The sequence below is a fragment of the Acinetobacter sp. BY419 genome (assembly GCF_019038395.1).
In the GTDB taxonomy this organism is placed as follows: domain Bacteria; phylum Pseudomonadota; class Gammaproteobacteria; order Pseudomonadales; family Moraxellaceae; genus Acinetobacter.
The window spans coordinates 1-20,887 of record NZ_JAGFXZ010000031.1; the positions used below are offsets into that span (position 1 = coordinate 1).

The following is a 20,887-nucleotide window of genomic DNA, read 5'->3' on the forward strand; positions in this document are numbered from 1 at the left end:
ACGCAGAATAATTCGGTACTATTGAACATCAGGACTAGAGTTGTGAGTTTGGTGTGGTAACTCAACTGATGGCTCTAGTCCTCTTATTTTTCAAGTCAATTTCTTATCCGCGATTCGGGTTAATTAAAACCTGTCTATTTTATAGCTGTATCAAGAATATAAAATTGAAAATATTGGATATAAAAACGAGAAAATTAAAATTTAATCCATTTATTAATTTGGAAAATACTGGCTGTTGTTTTTCTGAGCTTCAGCCTGATTTGCATGCTTTATACTATTAAAAATATATTCTCAAACTAAATACTCGTACCATGACTGAATTAACCATTGAACAGGATGTCAATCAGCGCATTGAATTGATGCAGCAGCAAGGACTCGATCCGGTTGCTGTGATGTTGGGACATGAGGACTGGTTGAACTTTAGTGTTCAATCGAAAGTAGCATATACGCCTTTTGGTAGTGCTCGTCGTTATCAGCCTGCCTTAGGTGGCTTACTGCTGGTACGTATTGATGAAATGCAGGCGGTGCGTGTAGTCACTCAAAGTGAACTGGATGCTTATGCACAAAGCAACCAGATTCTTTAATATTGATGATCGGAACTGAATCAGGTTTAAAACTGATCCTTCAGGGTTCTTAAGCGCTGGAATTCTTCCACGCTTTCAGCGCGCAGGAAAGGGTTCGTTTGCAATTCATCTTCAATGCTGCTTGGCAGCGTACACTGGCCTAACATACGTACACGCTCAATATGTTCGAAGCGTTCCAGAATCAACGGATTGTCCGGTTCGACATGTTTGGCAAACTGGGCATTCGCCAGGGTGTATTCATGGGTGCAATAGACCTGGGTGCGTGGTGGCAAGGCAGCCAGACGGGACAGTGAATGATACATCTGTGAATAAGTACCTTCAAAAACCCGGCCACAGCCCATGGCAAATAAAGTATCGCCGCAAAACAGCACATCAATTGCATCAATAAAATAAACAATATGGCCTAATGTATGTCCCGGCACAGCAATTACCTGAATATCTATTCCATGAAAATTAAACTGTTCTTCATGCTCAAGCGGATGAGTGATAAATGGAATTTTGCTCAGTTCTGCACGTGGGCCATAGACGGGAAGATTTTGTCCATGAATCAAACCCGGCACACCACCAATATGGTCTTTATGCCAGTGAGTCAGCCAGATCTGACTTATGACTAAACCATGTTCGGCACAATAGGCCTGTACCAGTTCTGCTTCGGTTGGGTCAATCACGGCCACCTGATGCGACGTGGTATGTTCCAGCAACCAGATATAATTTTGCAGTGAATTCTGGACATCAATACAGTGAATTTTAAAAGGCATCATAGGGCATCAGACCAAATCGATATTAAGAATAAAATAGCATAAATTCAGATGACCAGGAGCTTGCAGATTTTATCTGCTCATCCGCGATTATTTTCGTTTATGTCGAATTTGAACAATTTATAATTCTGGATCATCAACGCTTACAGCATTACCAATGGTATAAAAGTGTCCACCGGCCACATGGTGAATACTTTTCCATTCTTCATCCACTTCATGATAATGCCAGTGACCGTCGCGGAAGACCCGATCATCGGCATAGGCAGCAATTACCTTGCCAATAAACAGGTCATGCATTTGCTGGTTATGAGGCTCGGAAATCAGCTCACAGAGTATCCAGGCCGCGCAGCCTTGCACCACAGGAATATTAAAATTTGAAAATTTAAATAATTCTACTCCAGATTGCGCCAGTTTGTCCGGGACATTATGCAGGCTCAGCGTACCCAGACGATAGACCATATTTAGCTGTTTCAGGGTGGGAATTTGCAGGGCGAAATATCCTGAATTTTCGATAATGTTTCGGGTCTTGGTGCTTTTGTCGAGAACTACAGTCACTTTGGCTGGGCTGAATTCCAGTGCACATGCCCAGGCTGCTGCCATGACATCAGTATCCTGCTGATCTTGAGCAGACACCAGTACAGTCGGACCATGGGTAATCAGACGATAGGCTTTTTCTAGGGGAACACTTTGAATATGGGAGTTTGCCATGTAGCACCATTTGCTTTATTTATTAAACAAGCTAGATTAATGAGATCCTTGACATATTCAAGTTCATTCTTGCAAAAAAGCTTTTAAACTAGAGATCGTAATGTTCAGGAACTGAAAAAATGAAAATGTACCAGGTCGATGCGTTTACCACGGAACTGTTTAAAGGCAATCCTGCAGCCGTAATTGTACTGGATGACTGGCTCGAAGATAGCCTGATGCAAAATATCGCCTTGGAAAATAATCTGTCAGAAACGGCTTTTGTTAAAGTCATGGATAGTGACAATTATGCGATCCGCTGGTTTACGCCAACCAAGGAAGTGGATTTTTGTGGTCATGCGACATTAGCAAGCAGTTTTGTGCTATTCAATCAATTTGCCACAGAGAAAAAGATTCATTTTCATGTAAAAGATTTTGGCATCTTTGTGGTCCGGCAGGATGCGGATGGCAAGATCAGAATGAACTTTCCGATCCGTCGTGCAGAACCCGTTTCCGAATATCCTGAAGCTTTGAGACGGGCCTTAAGTAAACCGTTTAAACAGGTTTATCTGAATGCACAGGGCTATATAGTTGAATATGAATCGGTACAGGATGTGCTGGATGAAACGCCTGATTTTGAACTGTTGAAACAGCTGAATGGCAAGCGTACAGCGATTACGGCCCAGAATACCTTTCTAGATGTGGCGATCACCTCACAAGACAAGCAATATGACTGTATTTCACGTTATTTTGCACCGAGTAACGGAATCAATGAAGACCCGGTAACAGGTTCGATTCATACCGGAATTGCACCGCTCTGGGCTGAGAAACTCGGTAAAAATGAACTGGTTGCCTATCAGGCATCAGCGCGTGGTGGCGTACTGTACTGTGCCTTGCAAGATCAGGAACGAATTGAAATTTCCGGTTATGGCAAGCTATATATGCAGGCTGAAATTTATATTTAATTACATAGATATGCATGTCGTCAGGTGAGGCGGCATGTTATTTTGATGATTCGGCTTGGAATAGATTTTTCAGAAAAAGAATCATTCTCTAAGATGGGCGCGAGTAAAAATTTATATTTATAATTTGGATGAAGAATGTTGCTACGTTATAAAAATTTAAGTCTGGCTATTGTCTTGTCTGGCTGTAGTGCACTAAGTTTTGCACAACCTGTTTTGGTGAAAACTGAACAGAATGTTGAAGAATATCGTCTGGATAATGGTCTGCGCATTATTCTGGCACCGAATGATAAAGAAAATAAAGTTTTTATGAATACGGTCTATCTGACCGGTTCCCTAAATGATCCTCAAGGCAAGGGTGGTCTGGCCCATCTGCTGGAACATTTAGCCTTTAAAGGCACAAAAAATGTCAAAGGAGATGAATTCCAGCGTCGACTGGATCAATATACTTTAATGACCAATGCCAGTACCGATTATTACTCGACCAAATATACCAATGTGATTCGTCCTGAGAAAACTGCATTAAGTGAAATCATTTTTCTGGAAGCCGAACGTATGGACAAGCTGGTCCTCCAGGAAAAATACGTACCGACTGAAATTGATATTGTAAAACGTGAGCGTGAAATCCGGCTGGATCAGCCGTTTTCGGTTTTGATTGATCAGGTGTTTAAATCGGCCTATGGCAATCAGTATTTAGGCCGTTTGCCCATTGGTGACCTGAATGAACTGCAATCCATTAATATGCAGGAATTAAACCGTTTTTACCGTAATTGGTATGCACCGAATAATGCCTTTGTGGTCATTTCAGGTAAGTTTGACAAGGCCGAGGTCTTAAAACAGCTGGATACACATTTCAGTCCGATTCAGTCCAGAAGTGTACCGGCGCAAGTGAAAGTCCCAGCGCTTAAACCGGAACAGATCAAACAGCGTGAATTTACCGTGCGAAAAGGCAGTGATCTGGCCAAGTTTAATATTTATTTAAATCAATCAGAAGAAAGTATTAAAACGGCTTTGGCCGTTTCGCCAACGTTATACACTTTGCAGCCGAGCGGACATCTGTATCAGAGTATGGTGGAAACTGGAAAGTCGACCGCTGTGCAAGCCAGCACCTGGCTTGATAAAGACTTTAATCTGGTGTTTATGGGGGCAATCTATGCACCGAATCATCAGGCACAAGCCATAGAACAGGGGCTGATTCAAGGCGTAGAACAGAGTCAGCCATTTACCGAGGCAGAGTTAAACCGGGCTAAAAATCTGACCCGGAATCAGGCCGACAATATTAAAAATAGTGCTACCGCTTTGGGTTCGCGTTTAAGTGATTATGCTGTGGCTTATTCGGGTGACTGGAGCCAGTATTTTAAAGATCTGAATGCGATTCAAAACTTGAATGTCAATCAGGTCAATCAGGTCTATAAGAGTTTTTTAAAGCCTGAATACCGTATTTCAGGCAATATCTTGCCAACACCGGAAGATCAGAAAAAAGCGCAGGAACTGGCGCAAACAGAAGTGCCGGCAAAAACCCTGGATCAGCAGGCTGTAGCAGAAGAACCACTCAAAGATGTCAGTGTTTATCAGGCAGAAGTAAAGCAATATTTACAGCAGTCCAAACAGTATTTGCATAGTAAAGATAAACAGATTCAGCGTGGCAAATTAAAAAATGGCATTAAATATGCACTGTTTCCGACCACTACCCGCGATGACAAGGTCTATGCCACAATTTCCCTGGATTTTGGTACCGCACAAAGTCTGATGAATAAAGGCGAGATTCTGGATCTGACGGCTTATTTAGTGTTGCGTTCATCGAAAACTCAGAGCTTGCAGCAGATTGCCGATAAAATTATTGAAGTCGGTGGTTCGGCGACTGCCAGTGCATCCGGCAATGGCCTGAACATACAGATCAGCGCCAAAAAAGAAAAGTTTGAAGAATTTTTTCAGTATGTCGTTGATGTGCTAAAAACGCCGGCATTTGAGCAAAGCCAGTTTGACTTGATTAAAGGACAAACTTTATCCAGTCTGGATCGTCCTTATACCGAACCAGATACGGTGTCGAGCTTGACGATGGCCCGAACGATCGAGGTCTATCAGCCTGGAGATTTGCGTTTTCATTTCGAACCTGAGCTGGCCAAAAAGCAGTACCAGAATGTGACTCGTGAACAGGTATTGGCACTATATCAGCAGTTTTTGAAAACCCAGCATGCACAAATTGCGGTCACGGGTGAGTTTAATCCAAAATCGATGCAAAAAACGCTGAAAAACAGTTTTTCGGACTGGAAAGCCGCCCAGCCCTATGAGCGTTTGAAATCGGAATATAGAGCCTATTCAGCCAAAAAAATTCATGCTTTGTCTGAGCAGCGTGAATTCGGGAGTTATCAGGCATTTATGAGTATGCCGGTCGGTGCGGATCATGCCGATGCGCCTGCATTACAGGTATTGCGATATATTCTGGGTGATTCACAGCTGTCGTCACGGTTGGCGCAAGAGCTACGCGAGAAAAATGCACTGGTCTATGGTTTTAGTGCGGATATGCAACTCGATGAATGGGCAGATGCCGGTGCAATGATGATTAGTGCCAATTATACGGCTGGAAAATCTGCCCAAGTGTCTCAGGCAGTGCATAAGGTACTTAATGAACTGTTAACACGTGGTGTAACTGAACAGGAAGTAGAAGCCGCAAAAGCCAGCATCTTGAAACAGCGTCTCACCGCACTGGAAGATGATCGCCGTATTCATACTATGCTGATTCCACAGCTGGAAAAAGACCGTAATCTGGTTTACCGGGAAAAACGTGATCAAGCGATTGCCCAACTCAGTAAAGCCGATATTGATGCCATGATTAAAAAACACATCAAGCCAGATCAGCTGGTTGAAGTGATGGCCGATCAGTATGGGAAAGAAGTTAAATAAAAACCTGAATTATTATGGGCTTATAATAAAGGTTTTCATTCTAACTAAAATCCTCTGATCTTATTTGCTACTTTTGTTTCGGCAAAATGAGAAGCAGAGCTTCGCAAGGAAACCATCTTGCGGAGCAATGCTCCTCACGCAAAACTCGTCAGCTACCATCGAGTTATAAATTTATCGCAGAAACAAACACTATCTAATATTGATCTGCCTCAAACAGTTGCGGATGACGTTTACGTGTATCCACTTGCATAGAAAATTCTAAAAATAAAAACTTAGTTTATTTCTTGACTAGTTCTCCTTTAGTCAGAGGGTTTTTTATAAGCGATAAAACGCTTTAGCATTCTCATAAAAGATCGGCTTTAACGCATTTTCATTGTAGTCCTGAACAATATCGCTAAAGGCATCAATGATATTGCTGAGTGAGCTGCTGACACTGTCCATCGGAAAGTTGGACGCAAACATCACACGTTCAGAACCAAAACAGTGTAAGGCATGCTGAATCAGGGGAGCTGCACGTTCCAATAATTCCTGTTTGCTTGCCAGTCGTTTCTGCTGATGAAAATCATGACCTAAAACGGGCATAAACAAGCCAGACATTTTAGTAGATACATTTTTGCATTCGGACAGTTCAGCCAGTTGCTCTTTCCAGTCTGAAAATATCTGGGCGCGATCTTGTTCGGTCTTGCCTGTGGCTTTGCCCACTTTGCCAAATAAGCCTGCAGGTGTACCGAGATGATCCAGCACGATAGGTGTATCGGGAAAGGCTTTGGCCAGAGCAATCACATCAGAAATCTGAGTAGAGTAAACCCATGCATCAAAACTTAAATCCTGCTTGGCCAGTTCCTCAAAGCCTTTCAGGAAATCTTTGTTGCAATAAAGATGCGGTTCATTGGTCCAGGCATGAATGCCTTTATCTGGATGTACCGCAGCCATTTTACGGATGCCGCGAAATCTTGGAGACGCTTCCCGATGTAGTTGAATCAGTTGCTTGAAACTTTTCTGTCGTGGGTCCGCCGTGGCGACAATCCCACCTAGCCGGATATTATGCTGATCAAAAGGAAGTCCAGCGATAAAACGGGTTTCATCCACCACGCCTGTGCCTTGCTGGTCATGCCAGCTGGCTTCGACATGTACTATCTGCTCAACTTCATAATGTCCTACATCTTTCTTGTAATTTGCAGGAAGGTAAGGTGCGGTCAGGTGCTGGGTCAGGCCAATGGTCTCAATGACATCTTTAGGCTTTAGCAGCCGGACCATTTTGTCCAGCAATCTGGGGTGCTTGCCGAACAGCTTTACCGCGAGCGCTGCTGCATGTGGCGTGTTATAAGGATCCCATTGGTGAATATGCGGATCAATCATCGGGAAGGGAAGCTGCTGCATAGAATGCCTTGTTTTAGTTTATTTATTGTTCAATTTATATAGGGCCAAAATCAGTTTAAAGTCAATATGATAAATTCCAGTAAATAAAAAAAGCCCCGTAGGGCTTTTCATATTTTAATCAATGATCGTGCTTGTGATCATGGTTATGCTTATTGGCATGAAACTCTTCATTGTGACGGAAACGTAAATAGTTTTCGAACTGTTCACAGTATTCATCATAGTTATCTTCCAGCATCATTTGAAACTGCTGCAAAATATAAGACATAACCTGATCTTTGGCATCGCGCATTTCGTTGCCATCTTTAAAGTTATTCGCTGCAACCCAGGTATTGAAACGGGCAGTACCAAATAACATCGCTGCACTAACTTGACCGCGCTTATCACTTGGTTTTTCCTGGGAGCCTTTTTCTACGCGGCAAAACTCGTTGGCTTGTTGAATAAATTCATCAGCACGTTCAAAGAATGCCGCATTTAACGCTTCTTCTTCGGTTACATCGGTTGCTTCAATCTTTTGAACCATGAATTTGTTCCTAACACTAAAATCTCAATTGCTAATTATAGGCAAAGCCTTGCAGAAACTAAACCTTTGCCTTAATCTAAAAATAGCCTAAGTAAATAAAAGTGAATGCCATGCAGGATGTGATTGCAGTACAAAGTCTAAAAAGCGACATTGCTTTATTGCGCCAGAATATCTGGCCACCGGCAAATCTGGCCAATGTTGAAGGCTTGCCGATTTATTATGGTAGCCAGTCACAGGTGGCTGAATATTACAGCCAATGGCTCGGTCTGATTGAAAGAGCTCAGGATCTGTTTCAGCCTTTTATGGAAGATGAAGTCTTAGATGCCATCCATCTTCCAAGTCATTTAAACCTGCCGCTATTTTATTTTCATGTTGACCGGATCCGGATCAATAAAACCCGTGCCAAAGAATCCAAAACTTTTCGTGGGGTCGCCAGCCTGATCGAAAAGTGCGGGCAGTTTGAACCTGAGCAAGTGGCAGCCATGCGGCAATGGCTCGACAGTGACGATACCGCAGCTTTGGTCGCCCACCGCGAGTTTGTAGATTTACGCACTTATGTGTTTCAGCATGGGCAAAGCGAATATACGCGCACCCGTTTTTATGTAAATGGGATCGTGCTGAGTGTCGAGCTACACTTTGAACTGGTCGATGCACGTGATAAACCGCGTAAGCAACGTAGTGACAGTTATAATGATCCTCTAGCAGATAACCATACCTGGAAAGTATTTGGAAAATATCGCTAGTACAGTTTTACCGAGCCCTGTCTTACCAGAAGGGCTGGGTATTTTCAGCAAACTGCTGTAAACGCTCTGCTGCTTCATTCGACAAACGCTGCTGTTCCGCGCTGAGCCAGCCTAGCACAAACCAGGCCTTGGACTGCTGTTTGACATAAGGTCTGAATAACGCATCTGCCACAAACAGGTCGTTATAATGTCCGAGGCTTTCCTGTAAGGGTTTCAAGGCTTGCAGATAGGCTTTGACCTCTTTTTCAGGAAATAAGCTTTGCAGGAATTCTACGTTATAGCGTAAGCGTTTGACCCGCTTGCGCGTACGATGTCGCGATTCAATATCCAGTTCCTGATAGTTCTTGGCATCCTGACAGATTTGCTGATGCAGCTTGTTCAGTCCTTTACATAAAATTTTATGCGAAGACTTGGTTTTGCTATCTGTTTTTTCCTGGCTAAAGCTGAGTAGTTGCAGTATTAATTCTATGGTGGCAGGACTTCTAAACAGCGCACTAATATCTGGCTGTTTTTGTCGGTGTGGCGGCAATGTGAGCAACGGTGAACCTGCTTTTTCCAGTTGTGGAATCAGACTTTCTGCCAAGGCATCACGATCCCGGGTAGAGCCCAGTTGCTGAAAAATATCCCGTAGCTGCTCCGGCCATTCTGGTTGTACATGCTCAGTCACGGACTGGAAAATTTTAAATGCACTACGCAAACGTCGAATTGCGACACGCGCCTGATGCACATGATCACTATTATATTTTTCTGCAGCAATTGCAGTTGCATTTGGTAAAAGGTGGGCCAGACAGTTGGCGACAATTTTTTGCAAAATCGTGCTGATCTGATCTTTTTGTTCAAGCACCAAGGGAAGCTGATGCTGCACAGGCAGACTTTCTTCATCATGCAATAAGGCAAAACCGCGTTCCGCTTTGCTCCGCGTATCCAGCCATAACCCATAACGCTGAACCCAAGGCTGAATGAAATCAATTAATTCACTTAATTGACCGGACTTGAGCTCAAACTCAACTTCATAAATATCGATGGCCTGATCATTGTACCGAATTTCACCCATATCAAAGGCAATTTCAATCTGGCTGTTCAGATGGTTTTCTGTCAGTACATAACGCGCGACATCTGTTTCAAATTGCAGAATGAGGGGTTTATCTAAATCACCAAGCGCCTGTTTCAAGATTTTTTTTGCCGGTTTATGTTTGCGATATAACTGAAAATCACAATGTTCAGGAGGGCTTTTTAACTCATGTTCGAGTTCAAAACGAGCAAACTGATGCTCAGTCGCTGCTTTAAGAGTCTGAATCCATTGCTGGTCTTCCAGACGTTGCCGTAAGGCAATCTGATGTTGTTGTAGTTGCTGTGCTTCGGTATCAAAGTAGCGTGCACACAGGCGATGCCGAGTCGGTAGCAGTTTCTGGATATCCTGTTCAAATTGCACACGTGACTGTGCCGGAATCTGGAATTTGAGTTCTATTTCTGCCATCGGGTTATTCCTCCGCGATGTTGGTTTTACAGATTAATATAGCTCAAAGAATAGTTTGGGTGTGATGTGCTTCTGCAACAAAAAGCACGCCATAGAAAGCGTGCTTTTAACATTTCTCGTGATATTTATTTCAATATATTTATTTCAGGAATTTTCGGCTTACCAGGAACTGTTCGGTCGCTTCAAGTAGTTTCTGGGCATAGACTTCCTGCTTGGCAGTCAACCAGCCCAGCACAAACCAGTCGCTTGCTTCCAGTTCAGTTTGCTGTATATAAACTGTAGAAGAGGCCAGAGTCTGATATTCACTGGCAGCCAGTTGCGCATCATTGAGTGCTTTGCTGTATTTCTGCAAATTTTTGACATCATAGATCGTGGTTAAAATCGGGAAGCTGAATTTTAGTTCCTGAATCCGGCTTGCCAATTGATCCAGACTTTCAAAATCAGTAATGTTGGTCTGGTTCATCTGTTCCTGCAAGGCTTTATATTGCTGTTGAAGGGTGGTTTGCGCAGCAGTTTTCAAGTCCAGCGAGGCATGTTCATTTTCAGTTAAACTGAACATCAGCAATTCCAGATAATGATGCACATTCTGGGTGGACTTGACCAGGTTCCCGAGTTTTTCCTGAGCATATAGAATATCTTTGCTCAGATTTTCCGAAGTGGTAGGATTTTGCAGGAAGCTGGCCAGGCTGTTTTGCATATGCTGCAAATGTTGCAGGTGCTCAAATTGCTGCTTAAAGGCCGCCAGTTGATGTGCCCATTTGTCTGAAAGCTGTGGATGCCAGTCTTTGAACAGCAGCAAGCTCAGATACAGATGATCCAGCGCCAGTTGTGCCTGATCAATATGTTCCTGTTCTGCAACCTGGGCTGCAATCGCTGCGATATTTGGCAATAAATGCTGCATCTGCTGTGCAATCAGACTGCACATGGTTTTACTGGCACTGTCTTTTTTGCTGATCTGAAATTCTTTGCTGAGGGCCGCAGGACTGACACGCTGTGAAGTGGCCAGTAAATTGCCAATTTCGGCTTTGCTGCGTACATCGAGCCAGAGCTGGTATTTCTTAACCCATTCAAAACAAAAGGCTAGCAAATTTTGAATTGAGCCATCTTTTAACTCGAACTCGACTTCATATACTTCTTGCTCAGCATCCTGTGTACGGATTTGCCCAATATCCAGACTGACTTCGATCTGCGTGTTTTCATATTCAATTAACCTTAAAGTACGGGCAATATCGGTTTCAAACTGGAGTTGCAGATGTTCAAACTGATTGTCGAGAGCATGGCTGAGAATTGCCTCGGCTTCTGGGAATTCTTTATAAATCCCTAAATCCAGCTTAGGAGATTCAGTTAATTCTCCTAAATCATGATTATGTTCAAAGCGTTCGATATGACTTTTTCCGGCCGCTTTTAGGGTTTGAACCCAACGTGTACCTTCCAGACGCTGACGCAGCGCAACCCCATAACGGGCCAGCTGACGGTCGGCAGTATCATAATATTTGGCTTGGAGCTGGATCTGTTGAGACTTTTTTGGATCAAGTGCCTTGAGCAGGGCAGTGCGTCGTGCCGCAGGGATTTGGAACTTGAGTTCAACTTCAACCATGATGATCATCCTATCTGTTCAGTGCAAGCAAGCGCTGAATCTTCACTTGAATAAGGTTCTGAAATTAGGCGACAGCAGCCGCAATTATAGTTTTAGATGTGTACGCAGCAGATTGTAACCAAAATCAAAATGCATGTAAGACTTGACCTGAACATAAAAAGTTTAAATAGAAATTTAAAGATTGGATTTCATCGGTTTATTTAAGGCTAAAACTATAGGGTTCAGGCTTTCACGGGGATGTATAGACTGGATGCAAGCACAAATCAAAAAGGCTGTTATTTGGCCAAAATATACGCTAAGGTAAAACAAAAACGTCAGGATGATGCACGATGAATATACAAGTACAACCACAAAGCAGCAGTGTAGTCGCGGTTCAGCCCCAGATGCCGATTACCAATTACCATGAATTTTATCGTTTCTACTTGACCGAGCATCGGCATATCATCAGTCGCCGTCTGCATGTGGCCGGCAGTAGCATCGGTTTATACTGTTTTGCCAAAGCCATTCGCCAAGGCAAGCCGCGATATTTTGCCTATGGATTGCTTTCGGGCTATGCCTGTGCCTGGGTCGGTCATTTTATCTTTGAGCGCAATAGACCGGCCAGTTTCAAACAACCCGTATATAGTTTTATCTCGGACTGGCGGATGTTTGCCGATGTCCTGCGTGGCAATATCAGCCTGATCAATCGTAAACACGATAAGATTTCCAGTTGAGCCAGAAACACGTTCATCGGAATGTGTGCATTTGAAACATGAAATTTCGATAAAAGGCTTGCAAGTCTAGAATTATTATTCTATTAATTGTGTTATTGCTGATAGAGTTTTTTGATCAAACGTTATATTTTAATGAATACATCAGTTTTCCAAGCTTGGAGCGACCTTCTCCAGGCTTTTTTTATGTCCATATTGTTTTAAAAATAATTTACTGATTTCGTTGCCATTATTGCGTAAATATTCATAGAAGAATTCATGCGGATTTTAGTCGAAATTAAAAGATCCTTTCTAACATTAAAACGTCTCTCCACCAACGAGTGACTCAAAACCAGAAAGGATCGAGTGTGACCAACACAAGTATTTATTTTTCTGTTTATTTTATATGTCTAGCGCTATTAAAGTCGCTTTGTGCAGATCGGGCTATCCCTGAAAATAGGTATTTTAGATATTAATTGATTTTAGAGTGATTGAAAGAAGCAAAAAAAACAAAAAAATCGCCTTCATTAGTTTGCAACTTCTCCACCAAGTTATTTGCAAAATCCTAAAAGCGTTTGTCGAAGGGCGTAAGCATTAACACTTTATTTTTTTTGTTATAAAGTGATTAAAACGCAGATCTGAAATTCCGTATATCCCTGAAAATGGTGATATTTAAAATTTAACCGACAAACACTGTGCTAAAAAACTGCAAATCTACTCCAGTCCAGCTTTAGAAACAGCAGGACTGCGGCAATTACACAGAGTTATGCCTATAATAGAGCCATCCTAGCAAGTGGCGAGCAAGATGCGCGGTTTATATTTAATTACCAATGATGATCCATTAGAGCTTTTATTGGCGAAGTTAGAGGGTGCAATGGCCAATGGTGGTGTTGCGGTCTTGCAATATCGTCGTAAAAAAGTGCCCAAAGAAAATCAAATTTACGAAATCGAGTATATGAAAGCCATGTGTGCAGAATACGGTGTACCTTTCGTAATTAATGATGATCTTGAAATGGCAGTTAAATACGGGGTCGGTGTGCATTTAGGCCAGGATGATGGTTCGATTATTGATGCTGTTACGCGTTTGCCCAAAGGCGTGTTGATCGGTCGTAGCTGTAATAACTCAATTGAGCTGGCTGAACAGGCGATTGCCGATGGCGCGAATTATGTGGCATTCGGTGCGATCTATGCCACCAACAGCAAGCCAGAAGCCGGTAATATTGGCCTAGATACCTTAAAACGCGGCAAAGAAAAATTGAACGTGCCTTTATGTGCCATTGGCGGTTTAACGGTTGAAAATTCCAAAGAAGTCATTGAGTCAGGTGCAGATTATTGCGCAGTGATTAGTGATATATTGGGCTTACCTATGAATGCCATTCCTGAACGTTTAGATGAATGGTCTGCGCTTTTTCAAGCTACAGCATAAAATTTTTTGATTGATTTAATTTTGAGTCGAGTGCCTTCATGAGCTTATCTCCAAAGCAAGAACAATTGTTCAAACAAGCCAATAAACATATCCCGGGTGGCGTCAATTCACCTGTACGCGCATTTAATGGTGTCGGTGGTACACCGGTCTTTATCGAAAAGGCCCAAGGTGCGTATCTTTATGATGTAGACGGTAAACGTTATGTGGACTATGTGGGTTCATGGGGGCCGATGATTCTGGGTCATGCGCATCCTGCGATTATTAAAGCTGTACAGGATGCCGCGGTAGATGGTTTAAGCTTTGGTGCGCCAACAGTTCATGAAACAACGCTTGCAGATATTATTTGCGAGATCATGCCTTCAATCGAACTGGTACGTATGACCAACTCGGGTACAGAAGCTACCATGACCGCGATTCGATTGGCCCGTGGTTATACTGGTCGTGACAAGATTGTGAAATTTGAAGGCTGTTACCATGGTCATTCAGATTCACTGCTGGTAAAAGCAGGTTCTGGTTTATTGACCAGTGGTGAAGGTGAGGCGACATCTGCAGGCGTACCGGCAGATTTTGCCAAACACACGCTGACACTTCCATATAACGATATCGCAACTTTAAAAGAATGCTTTGCCAAGTTTGGTTCTGAAATTGCCGGCGTGATTGTTGAGCCTGTGGCAGGCAACATGAACCTGGTGAAACCGATTGACGGTTTCCTGCAAGCGATTCGGAATGTCTGTGATGAGCATGGTTCAGTGTTTATTATTGATGAAGTGATGACCGGTTTCCGTGTTGGCTTAGGTGGCGCGCAAGCCCATTATGGCGTAACTCCAGATTTAACCACATTGGGTAAAATTATTGGTGCAGGTCTGCCAGTCGGCGCTTTCGGTGGTAAACGTGAAGTGATGGAATGTATTGCCCCACTGGGTAAAGTGTATCAAGCAGGAACATTGTCGGGTAATCCATTGGCGATGCGTGCCGGGATCGAGATGTTTAAACATCTGCGTAAACCAGGTTTCTACGAGAAATTGTCTGCGCAGCTTGAGAAGCTGCTGGTTGGCTTGCAAGCTGCTGCAGATGAAGCAGGCATTGCATTCAAGACCCAACAAGTGGGCGGTATGTTTGGTCTGTACTTTACCGATCAGGAAGACATTACCAGTTTCGACTCTATGCTGAAATGTGATGTCGATGCTTTCCGTAAATTCTTCCATGGTATGCTCGATCGTGGTGTAAATCTTGCGCCATCTGCTTTTGAAGCTGGTTTTATTTCAGCTGCACATTCTGATGAAGATATTGCTTACACCATTCAAGCTGCCAAAGAAACTTTTGCCGAAATGAAAGCTTAAGCTTTTTATTTTGACCCAGTATTAGGCCCGAATTCGTTCGGGCTTTTTTATACAGATTTTGAAAATGGAAAATGACCAATGCAAACCAAACATTATTTGACTTTAAGTGATGCTGAATTTCTTTTAAATGAAGCCTATCAATATGCGATTCAGAATAACTTTAATGTCAGTATTGCTGTGGTGGATGAAACGGGTAATTTGCTTGCCATGAAACGTATGGATGGTGCAGCGCCAATGACTGCAAATTTGGCAATCGAAAAAGCCAAATGCTCTGCCATGAGTCGCCGTCCATCCAAACTGTTTGAAGATATTATCAAAGGTGGGCAGATGGGCTTTCTGACTATGGAGACTTTCTCTGGGATGCTGGAAGGCGGTGAGCCGATTATGTACCAAGGGCAGTTGGTAGGTGCAATGGGGGTGTCAGGTGTGAAGTCGTTTCAGGATGCAGAAATTGCACAGGTGGCGATTGAGAGGTTTTTGTTAAAGTGTGACTAATTTTTAATAAACTTTTACCAGTTAAACGGCTTTGTTGCCCAAAGAATTTAAAAGTTAAGTCTTTCCCAATCGACTCCAGTTTAAGTTACAACTTGGGTGTGAGGTCTGCCTAATTCAGTGAATTTATATAATACGGCAATGCGAGCATGGATTTCATTGACCTGACTTTGAAAGTTCCTTGCATTCAGTTTGTCGCCTAATAATTTAATACAATTATGTTGCTGAATAAGCCCTTAGAGACAGGTTTGTGCAACAAAGCCATTTTTAATTATAGAAATAATAGCCAGATGTTTAATGTTGTTTCACTCGAAATTATTTACCTTGAATAACTACCTTAAAAAGACACTAAATTAGTATATACATGGTAATTGAACGTTTTTTATACTTATTTTTTTATGCTCAGAATTATTCAAATAAAAGGGTCTACAGTATTTGAAAATACATAAATATTAATTTGAGGATATTGTGATGAATATCAAATTAAATCAACTTATTCAAAAAATTGATTCATTACTGCCAAAAATAGAATCGCTCTATAAAGATTTCCATCAGCACCCTGAACTTTCAATGCAAGAAATACGAACTGCGAAAATAGCTGCTGAACATTTAAAAAAAATTAATTTTGAAGTCACAGAACACGTAGGTGTAACAGGTGTGGTTGGGATCATTCAAAATGGGGATGGCCCAACTGTCATGCTTAGAGCAGACATGGATGCTTTACCTATGGAGGAAAAAACTGGCTTAGCTTATGCAAGTCAAGTCAGAGGTGAAACACTTGAGGGTGTCAAAACATCAATTTCTCATATGTGTGGACATGATTTACATGTTGCATGGCTTATGGGGGTATCTGAAATTTTAGCGACCAATTTATCCAATTGGAAAGGTACCTTAATGGTTGTGTTTCAACCAGGTGAGGAAATCGCTAAAGGTGCTTTAGCGATGATTAAAGATATGGAAAATAAATTTCCAATTCCAGATATTATTCTAGGTCAGCATGTCATGGTGGGTGAGGCAGGAAGTATTGGTTATAAGGCAGGACCAATTTTAACCGCGGGTGATAGTTTGCATATTACTTTTCATGGAAAAGGCGCTCACGGCTCTATGCCACAAAATTCTATTGATCCTGTGATGATTGCTGCCTATTCAGCAGTTCGATTACAGTCTATTGTCTCAAGAGAGATCGCTCCTTTAGATAGTTCTGTATTAACGATTGGCTCAATTCAGGCCGGAACAAAAGAAAATATTATTCCCGATGAAGCTGTACTTAAGTTGAATATGCGCAGTTATAAAGATTCGGTTCGTGAAAAGATGTTGCAGTCGGTCAAGCGCATTTGTAGTTGTGAAAGTCGTGCTTCGGGCGCAAAAGATCCGGATATAAAATTTATTGACAGTTATCCTGTCACTAATAATGACTATAGAGCAACGCAAAAACTTGCAGAAAGTTTCGTAAAATATTTTGAAGATAGATGCTTTGAAACAGAACCTGCAACGGCAAGTGAAGATTTCAGTTACTTTGGTCGCATATGGAATGTACCTTATGTATTTTGGTTTGTTGGATCAACTCATAAACTGGAATGGGAAGTGGCTATTAAAAATAATAATGTAGAATCAATCCCTGCAAATCATTCATCTCAATTTAAAATCGAATTAGAACCAACCATTAAAGCAGGTTTGGAAGCCATGCTTGTGGCAACCAAAACCTGGTTATAAGTCATTGAATAAAAACTTGGTAAATTTTTAGCTGGTTCAAAATAAAACAACAATTGTGAGTACACCTATGGTGAATATTTTACCTATAATTGATTTATTGGGCACATTTGTTTTTGCTTTAAGTGGGGCATTAATAGGTGTTAAGCAAAAATTCGATGTTTTTGGTGTATTTTGTCTTGCATTCATCACCGCAATAGGTGGAGGAATTATTCGTGATATTTGTATTTCAGCCACACCTCCTGCAGGTTTACTCTCAATTAAATATTTAATTGCCATTATTTTAGCTGTAATTTTTGTTGCATTTCTTCAAAAGCTTGTACTTTCTTTGGAAAGATTAAGTAATTTGTTTGATGCCTTAGGATTAGGTTTTTTTGCAGCATTTGGTGTGAATAAAACCTATCAATATACCCATAATATTCAATTGTCTATTATTCTTGGCTGTATAAGTGCAGTTGGAGGAGGGGTTCTCCGAGATATATTGGCGAACCGTAAACCAGTAGTCTTTAATCAAGAGTTGTATGCGAGTGCTGCATTCGTGGGGGCATGTGTCGAAATTTTAGGATCAACTGGTCACATGAATGGCCATATAAGTATCATCCTTGCAATTATTGTCACCACATTCATTCGATTGCTTGCAATAATCTATAATATTAAACTTCCTTCTATCCGATCTTTCTCAGAATAGGAATTTAATAGATCTCTTTCATAAATCAAAAAATGATCTTCTTTTTGATGGATATTTGTACTTCAGATTTTTTAGCATTCGTGCATAATCTGCGCATGAAATACATCGATTCAAACCAGCTTTCTGATCCTCAGTTCAAGCGATACACAGGCATCTCATGGTCAACCTTCTATTGAATGGTTGAGCAATTGAAGAAACATGTTCCTACTCAAGGCAGACCGCCCAAGTTAAGCCTGGAAGACCAGGTTCTTCTCTGTCTGAGCTATTGGCGGGAATACCGAACCTTATTTCACGTTGCGACGAGTTACGGTGTTTCAGAGCCGACAGCTTCAAGAGTTGTACGTCATGTTGAAGACTGCCTGATTCAGGCTAAGCTGTTTAATTTACCGAAGAGTTTACCCGAAGGTGAAGGCATCGACTGGAATATTGTAATCGTGGATGCCACGGAAATTCCAATCCAAAGGCCTAAAAAAACAGAAAAAAAGCTATAGTGGCAAGAAAAAGACCCATACCTTGAAAGTACCGGCCCTGATTCACGACAAGACTCAGCAAATTCTGAGTTTATGCAGCAGTCGCGGTGCTGTACATGATTTCGAGCTATTTAAAAGAAATATAAAGCGGATTCCCTCAGAAGCCTTTGTTCTTGCAGATAAAGGCTATCAGGGTATTTGTGCTCTGCATCCGAATAGTCTGCTACCTTTAAAAGCCAAAAAACGTTGTAAATTGGATCCTGAACTAAAAATCTATAATCAGGAAATCAATAAAAGAAGAATAGGCATTGAGCATGTATTTGGCAGCCTGAAAAGGTTCAAGCTCCTTGCTGAGCGTTATCGAAATAGAGGCAAAAGACTCGATTTGAGATTCAATTTAATTGCTGGAATTTATAACTTGGAGCTGAGTAAAAAATGATTTATGAAAGAAGTCTAATCATTTAATTCCAAGCATAATAAAAATTATTCAAATAAGGAATCCTTCTATTATTTTACCAATCTTTAGTAACTTCTTCTGGATAACCTCTCTTAAAATGATGTTTCCATGGATAGGCTGCTGATCCATCTTCTAGTTTTATTCGTGATGTTGAACCCAGATTCCTCGCTGGACTTCCAACATAAATTGAATTTTTTTCAGTTATACCTTTCACACAACTATGGGCACCTATTAAGCAACCTTCAGATATTATGGCACCTGGTAAAATAACACTCATTGTGCATATAGATACAAAGTCTTCAACAGTGACTCCCATCATTGTCTCACTTGGTGGGTGGGGATCATTTGTTAAAACAACATAGGGGAAAATCCATACAAAATTTCCAATTTTACTATGTTGCCCAATATGGACATTGCTATGAAAACGGACATAATCACCTATTTCACAATGTCCTTGTAAATCGCATAAAGTTCCTAGTTGTAAGTTTTTACCAGCTAGAACTTTTTCTCTGACAGTTACTCTGTGACCTGTCATTAGCCCATCACCAAATATTGATCCTTCATAAAATATACTATGCGATCTAATGTTTGAATTTTTACCTAAGACTAAATTCTTTCCTTCTGATAAGTGATTATTCACTCCTAACTCACAAAAAGCACCTATAAAAGAATCATCACCAATTTCAACATTATCATAAATTATAGTATTAGCACCTATGGTAATGTTCTTACCCAAAATAGCTTTTTCTGAAATAATGGCTGTTTGATGTATTGAATTATTCATAATAGACCTCTTGCGAAAGTATGCTTTTACCTAATTGTTGAATTAGCTAAAACCTTATAAAATATAGCTTATGGCTGTTTAAATTTTGACTAACGCAAGAGGTCTAATTACTCAAAATCTCAGATAATAAGCAGCGCAGATTAAAAACTAGATGGGCAAATTGAGTAATTAAAAAAATGATAACTCTAATTCTTATATTAAATCATACCCAATATTTTTTTAGTTTTACCTTCCTTTAATAACATATTAAATATTTAAGAGTAAATAATCATCTATTTTTACATATCTACAAAAGTGTATTTTCATTTAACATAAAACTCTTATATGAAATTATTTTTAATTAGATGTAGGTGTAGAATAACTTATCATTTATCTTGATTTACGTTAGCATAGCTTTAATTTACATAGATCAGAAAAATCCTCTTCCATGCTTTATCCGATCCCTAAAAAAATCCAACTCGCGCCATCTCAAGCCAAATGGCAGCTTTCATCTGCTGAATCAGTGGTGGTGTTAGTCGGATTGCAAAATTTGCGTATGCAGAAGGGAATAGAGGAGAGTGAACTTATGGCAAATTTGATTCAGATAAGTAATAAAGCCAAAGCGCTGGATATTCCCATTGTTGACTTATATGGCGATGATTTAATTCAAGGCATGCAACAACTCGGTGAGTATGCATCGACACATCCGCAATTAATTTTTGCAGGACAGGTCACACCTATGCTCAAGCAAATCTTGCCGCATCTGCTGAGTGTGACGGATCAAATTGTCGTAGTTGATGACGCGATTTTACTAGCCAATCAGGAACAGCATATTCAGTGGGTCGAAAATATCTCGGGACAGGGGGTACATCACTTAAATACTTATAGTCTGACCCGGTTGTGGGATTTAAGCGCGCCCTCAGAGTATGTATTGTCGGCCAAAGGTATTATGTTGGCTGTGGCTGAACAACTGGAGATGGATGCTCTAGAAATTGATCCTTATATCGACTTAAGAAATTATGGATTGAACTCTGTCGCAGTGGTGAGTTTGGTTGGTGTGTGGCGTGCACATGGTGCCAATATACGTTATGAAGATGTACTACACTATCCATCTTTGCATGAATTGGCCGGCTTCATTTTACAATCCTCGCGTTGATGCACTGTGATTGAGCATTTTTATGACCTAAATCGGAAATTTCATCAGCATTTATATAAATGCGCATTGTAATTATGGGCGAAGCTT

The 20,887-nt window shown here is 41.2% G+C and carries 20 protein-coding genes; 13 read left to right on the forward strand and 7 right to left on the reverse strand.

Annotated elements, in window-relative coordinates:
• The first annotated feature begins 311 nt into the window (after window positions 1–311).
• On the forward strand, window positions 312–584 hold the full coding sequence (locus tag KUG37_RS11695; RefSeq protein ID WP_216936780.1) for a hypothetical protein: 273 nt from the start codon (window positions 312–314) through the stop codon (window positions 582–584).
• Window positions 585–610: 26 nt separating this feature from the next.
• Here KUG37_RS11695 and gloB read toward each other — a convergent pair whose 3' ends face one another.
• Together gloB and KUG37_RS11705 are read right to left on the reverse strand one after the other, a co-directional pair.
• Window positions 611–1,345: a hydroxyacylglutathione hydrolase gene (gene gloB, locus KUG37_RS11700; RefSeq protein WP_216936781.1), complete on the reverse strand. Its 735-nt coding sequence runs from the start codon at window positions 1,343–1,345 to the stop codon at window positions 611–613.
• 117 nt (window positions 1,346–1,462) lie between these two features.
• Window positions 1,463–2,050 carry a flavin reductase family protein gene (locus tag KUG37_RS11705; protein WP_216936782.1) on the reverse strand — a complete coding sequence of 196 codons (588 nt, stop codon included), beginning with the start codon at window positions 2,048–2,050 and terminating at the stop codon, window positions 1,463–1,465.
• Between the two features lie 119 nt (window positions 2,051–2,169).
• Here KUG37_RS11705 and KUG37_RS11710 point away from each other — a divergent pair, with 119 nt between their 5' ends.
• Both KUG37_RS11710 and KUG37_RS11715 read left to right on the forward strand, forming a co-directional pair.
• On the forward strand, window positions 2,170–2,991 hold the full coding sequence (locus KUG37_RS11710) for a PhzF family phenazine biosynthesis protein (RefSeq protein WP_216936783.1): 822 nt from the start codon (window positions 2,170–2,172) through the stop codon (window positions 2,989–2,991).
• A gap of 135 nt (window positions 2,992–3,126) precedes the next feature.
• Window positions 3,127–5,892, forward strand: coding sequence for a pitrilysin family protein (locus KUG37_RS11715; RefSeq protein ID WP_216936784.1), 2,766 nt, complete (start codon window positions 3,127–3,129; stop codon window positions 5,890–5,892).
• A gap of 315 nt (window positions 5,893–6,207) precedes the next feature.
• Here KUG37_RS11715 and KUG37_RS11720 read toward each other — a convergent pair whose 3' ends face one another.
• Both KUG37_RS11720 and KUG37_RS11725 read right to left on the reverse strand, forming a co-directional pair.
• Window positions 6,208–7,272: an amidohydrolase gene (locus KUG37_RS11720; RefSeq protein WP_216936785.1), complete on the reverse strand. Its 1,065-nt coding sequence runs from the start codon at window positions 7,270–7,272 to the stop codon at window positions 6,208–6,210.
• Window positions 7,273–7,390: 118 nt separating this feature from the next.
• Entirely contained in the window at window positions 7,391–7,792 is a 402-nt protein-coding gene (locus KUG37_RS11725) for a DUF3144 domain-containing protein (RefSeq protein WP_004280011.1), read from the reverse strand.
• Window positions 7,793–7,902: 110 nt separating this feature from the next.
• Between KUG37_RS11725 and KUG37_RS11730 the strand changes: the two genes are divergently transcribed.
• Window positions 7,903–8,535: a hypothetical protein gene (locus tag KUG37_RS11730; protein WP_216936786.1), complete on the forward strand. Its 633-nt coding sequence runs from the start codon at window positions 7,903–7,905 to the stop codon at window positions 8,533–8,535.
• Between the two features lie 22 nt (window positions 8,536–8,557).
• On the opposite strand, the gene KUG37_RS11735 is transcribed toward KUG37_RS11730, so the two are convergent.
• Window positions 8,558–10,012 carry a CYTH and CHAD domain-containing protein gene (locus tag KUG37_RS11735; protein WP_216936787.1) on the reverse strand — a complete coding sequence of 485 codons (1,455 nt, stop codon included), beginning with the start codon at window positions 10,010–10,012 and terminating at the stop codon, window positions 8,558–8,560.
• Window positions 10,013–10,151: 139 nt separating this feature from the next.
• Window positions 10,152–11,609 carry a CYTH domain-containing protein gene (locus tag KUG37_RS11740; protein WP_216936788.1) on the reverse strand — a complete coding sequence of 486 codons (1,458 nt, stop codon included), beginning with the start codon at window positions 11,607–11,609 and terminating at the stop codon, window positions 10,152–10,154.
• 329 nt (window positions 11,610–11,938) lie between these two features.
• Here KUG37_RS11740 and KUG37_RS11745 point away from each other — a divergent pair, with 329 nt between their 5' ends.
• The 8 genes from KUG37_RS11745 to KUG37_RS11780 all read left to right on the forward strand — a co-directional run bounded on the left by KUG37_RS11745 (window position 11,939) and on the right by KUG37_RS11780 (window position 18,863).
• A complete protein-coding gene (locus tag KUG37_RS11745; protein WP_216936789.1) occupies window positions 11,939–12,322 on the forward strand; it encodes a DUF962 domain-containing protein in 384 nt (127 codons plus the stop codon).
• Between the two features lie 781 nt (window positions 12,323–13,103).
• Entirely contained in the window at window positions 13,104–13,724 is a 621-nt protein-coding gene (thiE, locus tag KUG37_RS11750) for a thiamine phosphate synthase (RefSeq protein WP_216936790.1), read from the forward strand.
• A 38-nt stretch (window positions 13,725–13,762) separates the two neighbouring features.
• Window positions 13,763–15,064, forward strand: a complete 1,302-nt coding sequence (gene hemL, locus KUG37_RS11755; protein WP_216936791.1) for a glutamate-1-semialdehyde 2,1-aminomutase — start codon at window positions 13,763–13,765, stop codon at window positions 15,062–15,064.
• Between the two features lie 78 nt (window positions 15,065–15,142).
• Complete coding sequence (locus KUG37_RS11760; protein ID WP_216936792.1) at window positions 15,143–15,559, forward strand: heme-binding protein; 417 nt, start codon at window positions 15,143–15,145, stop codon at window positions 15,557–15,559.
• 468 nt (window positions 15,560–16,027) lie between these two features.
• On the forward strand, window positions 16,028–17,269 hold the full coding sequence (locus KUG37_RS11765; RefSeq protein ID WP_216936793.1) for an amidohydrolase: 1,242 nt from the start codon (window positions 16,028–16,030) through the stop codon (window positions 17,267–17,269).
• A 67-nt stretch (window positions 17,270–17,336) separates the two neighbouring features.
• On the forward strand, window positions 17,337–17,954 hold the full coding sequence (locus tag KUG37_RS11770; RefSeq protein ID WP_216936794.1) for a trimeric intracellular cation channel family protein: 618 nt from the start codon (window positions 17,337–17,339) through the stop codon (window positions 17,952–17,954).
• A 176-nt stretch (window positions 17,955–18,130) separates the two neighbouring features.
• Window positions 18,131–18,445 (forward strand): transposase family protein, encoded by a 315-nt coding sequence (locus KUG37_RS14855; RefSeq protein ID WP_216940467.1) that lies wholly within the window; start codon window positions 18,131–18,133, stop codon window positions 18,443–18,445.
• A complete protein-coding gene (locus tag KUG37_RS11780; RefSeq protein WP_216936796.1) occupies window positions 18,393–18,863 on the forward strand; it encodes a transposase family protein in 471 nt (156 codons plus the stop codon). The genes KUG37_RS14855 and KUG37_RS11780 overlap by 53 nt, the downstream gene beginning before the upstream one ends.
• A 73-nt stretch (window positions 18,864–18,936) precedes the next feature.
• Here the strand turns inward: KUG37_RS11780 and KUG37_RS11785 are convergent, their stop codons facing one another.
• Complete coding sequence (locus tag KUG37_RS11785) at window positions 18,937–19,665, reverse strand: N-acetyltransferase (RefSeq protein WP_216936797.1); 729 nt, start codon at window positions 19,663–19,665, stop codon at window positions 18,937–18,939.
• 427 nt (window positions 19,666–20,092) lie between these two features.
• On the opposite strand from KUG37_RS11785, the gene KUG37_RS11790 reads away from it, so the two are divergent.
• A complete protein-coding gene (locus KUG37_RS11790) occupies window positions 20,093–20,800 on the forward strand; it encodes a phosphopantetheine-binding protein (protein WP_216936798.1) in 708 nt (235 codons plus the stop codon).
• The last annotated feature ends 87 nt before the right edge of the window (window positions 20,801–20,887 follow it).

What these genes read in the sequence shown, in the direction of transcription:
- KUG37_RS11725 (WP_004280011.1), bottom strand. Translation starts at nt 7,792, where the DNA reads ATGGTTCAAAAGATTGAAGCAACCGATGTAACCGAAGAAGAAGCGTTA.
- KUG37_RS11735 (WP_216936787.1), bottom strand. Translation starts at nt 10,012, where the DNA reads ATGGCAGAAATAGAACTCAAATTCCAGATTCCGGCACAGTCACGTGTG.
- hemL (WP_216936791.1), top strand. Translation starts at nt 13,763, where the DNA reads ATGAGCTTATCTCCAAAGCAAGAACAATTGTTCAAACAAGCCAATAAA.
- KUG37_RS11770 (WP_216936794.1), top strand. Translation starts at nt 17,337, where the DNA reads ATGGTGAATATTTTACCTATAATTGATTTATTGGGCACATTTGTTTTT.
- KUG37_RS11695 (WP_216936780.1), top strand. Translation starts at nt 312, where the DNA reads ATGACTGAATTAACCATTGAACAGGATGTCAATCAGCGCATTGAATTG.
- KUG37_RS11745 (WP_216936789.1), top strand. Translation starts at nt 11,939, where the DNA reads ATGAATATACAAGTACAACCACAAAGCAGCAGTGTAGTCGCGGTTCAG.
- KUG37_RS11785 (WP_216936797.1), bottom strand. Translation starts at nt 19,665, where the DNA reads ATGAATAATTCAATACATCAAACAGCCATTATTTCAGAAAAAGCTATT.
- KUG37_RS11760 (WP_216936792.1), top strand. Translation starts at nt 15,143, where the DNA reads ATGCAAACCAAACATTATTTGACTTTAAGTGATGCTGAATTTCTTTTA.
- KUG37_RS11730 (WP_216936786.1), top strand. Translation starts at nt 7,903, where the DNA reads ATGCAGGATGTGATTGCAGTACAAAGTCTAAAAAGCGACATTGCTTTA.
- gloB (WP_216936781.1), bottom strand. Translation starts at nt 1,345, where the DNA reads ATGATGCCTTTTAAAATTCACTGTATTGATGTCCAGAATTCACTGCAA.
- KUG37_RS11705 (WP_216936782.1), bottom strand. Translation starts at nt 2,050, where the DNA reads ATGGCAAACTCCCATATTCAAAGTGTTCCCCTAGAAAAAGCCTATCGT.
- KUG37_RS11720 (WP_216936785.1), bottom strand. Translation starts at nt 7,272, where the DNA reads ATGCAGCAGCTTCCCTTCCCGATGATTGATCCGCATATTCACCAATGG.
- KUG37_RS11790 (WP_216936798.1), top strand. Translation starts at nt 20,093, where the DNA reads ATGCTTTATCCGATCCCTAAAAAAATCCAACTCGCGCCATCTCAAGCC.
- KUG37_RS11710 (WP_216936783.1), top strand. Translation starts at nt 2,170, where the DNA reads ATGAAAATGTACCAGGTCGATGCGTTTACCACGGAACTGTTTAAAGGC.
- KUG37_RS11765 (WP_216936793.1), top strand. Translation starts at nt 16,028, where the DNA reads ATGAATATCAAATTAAATCAACTTATTCAAAAAATTGATTCATTACTG.
- KUG37_RS11740 (WP_216936788.1), bottom strand. Translation starts at nt 11,609, where the DNA reads ATGGTTGAAGTTGAACTCAAGTTCCAAATCCCTGCGGCACGACGCACT.
- thiE (WP_216936790.1), top strand. Translation starts at nt 13,104, where the DNA reads ATGCGCGGTTTATATTTAATTACCAATGATGATCCATTAGAGCTTTTA.
- KUG37_RS14855 (WP_216940467.1), top strand. Translation starts at nt 18,131, where the DNA reads ATGGTTGAGCAATTGAAGAAACATGTTCCTACTCAAGGCAGACCGCCC.
- KUG37_RS11715 (WP_216936784.1), top strand. Translation starts at nt 3,127, where the DNA reads ATGTTGCTACGTTATAAAAATTTAAGTCTGGCTATTGTCTTGTCTGGC.
- KUG37_RS11780 (WP_216936796.1), top strand. Translation starts at nt 18,393, where the DNA reads ATGCCACGGAAATTCCAATCCAAAGGCCTAAAAAAACAGAAAAAAAGC.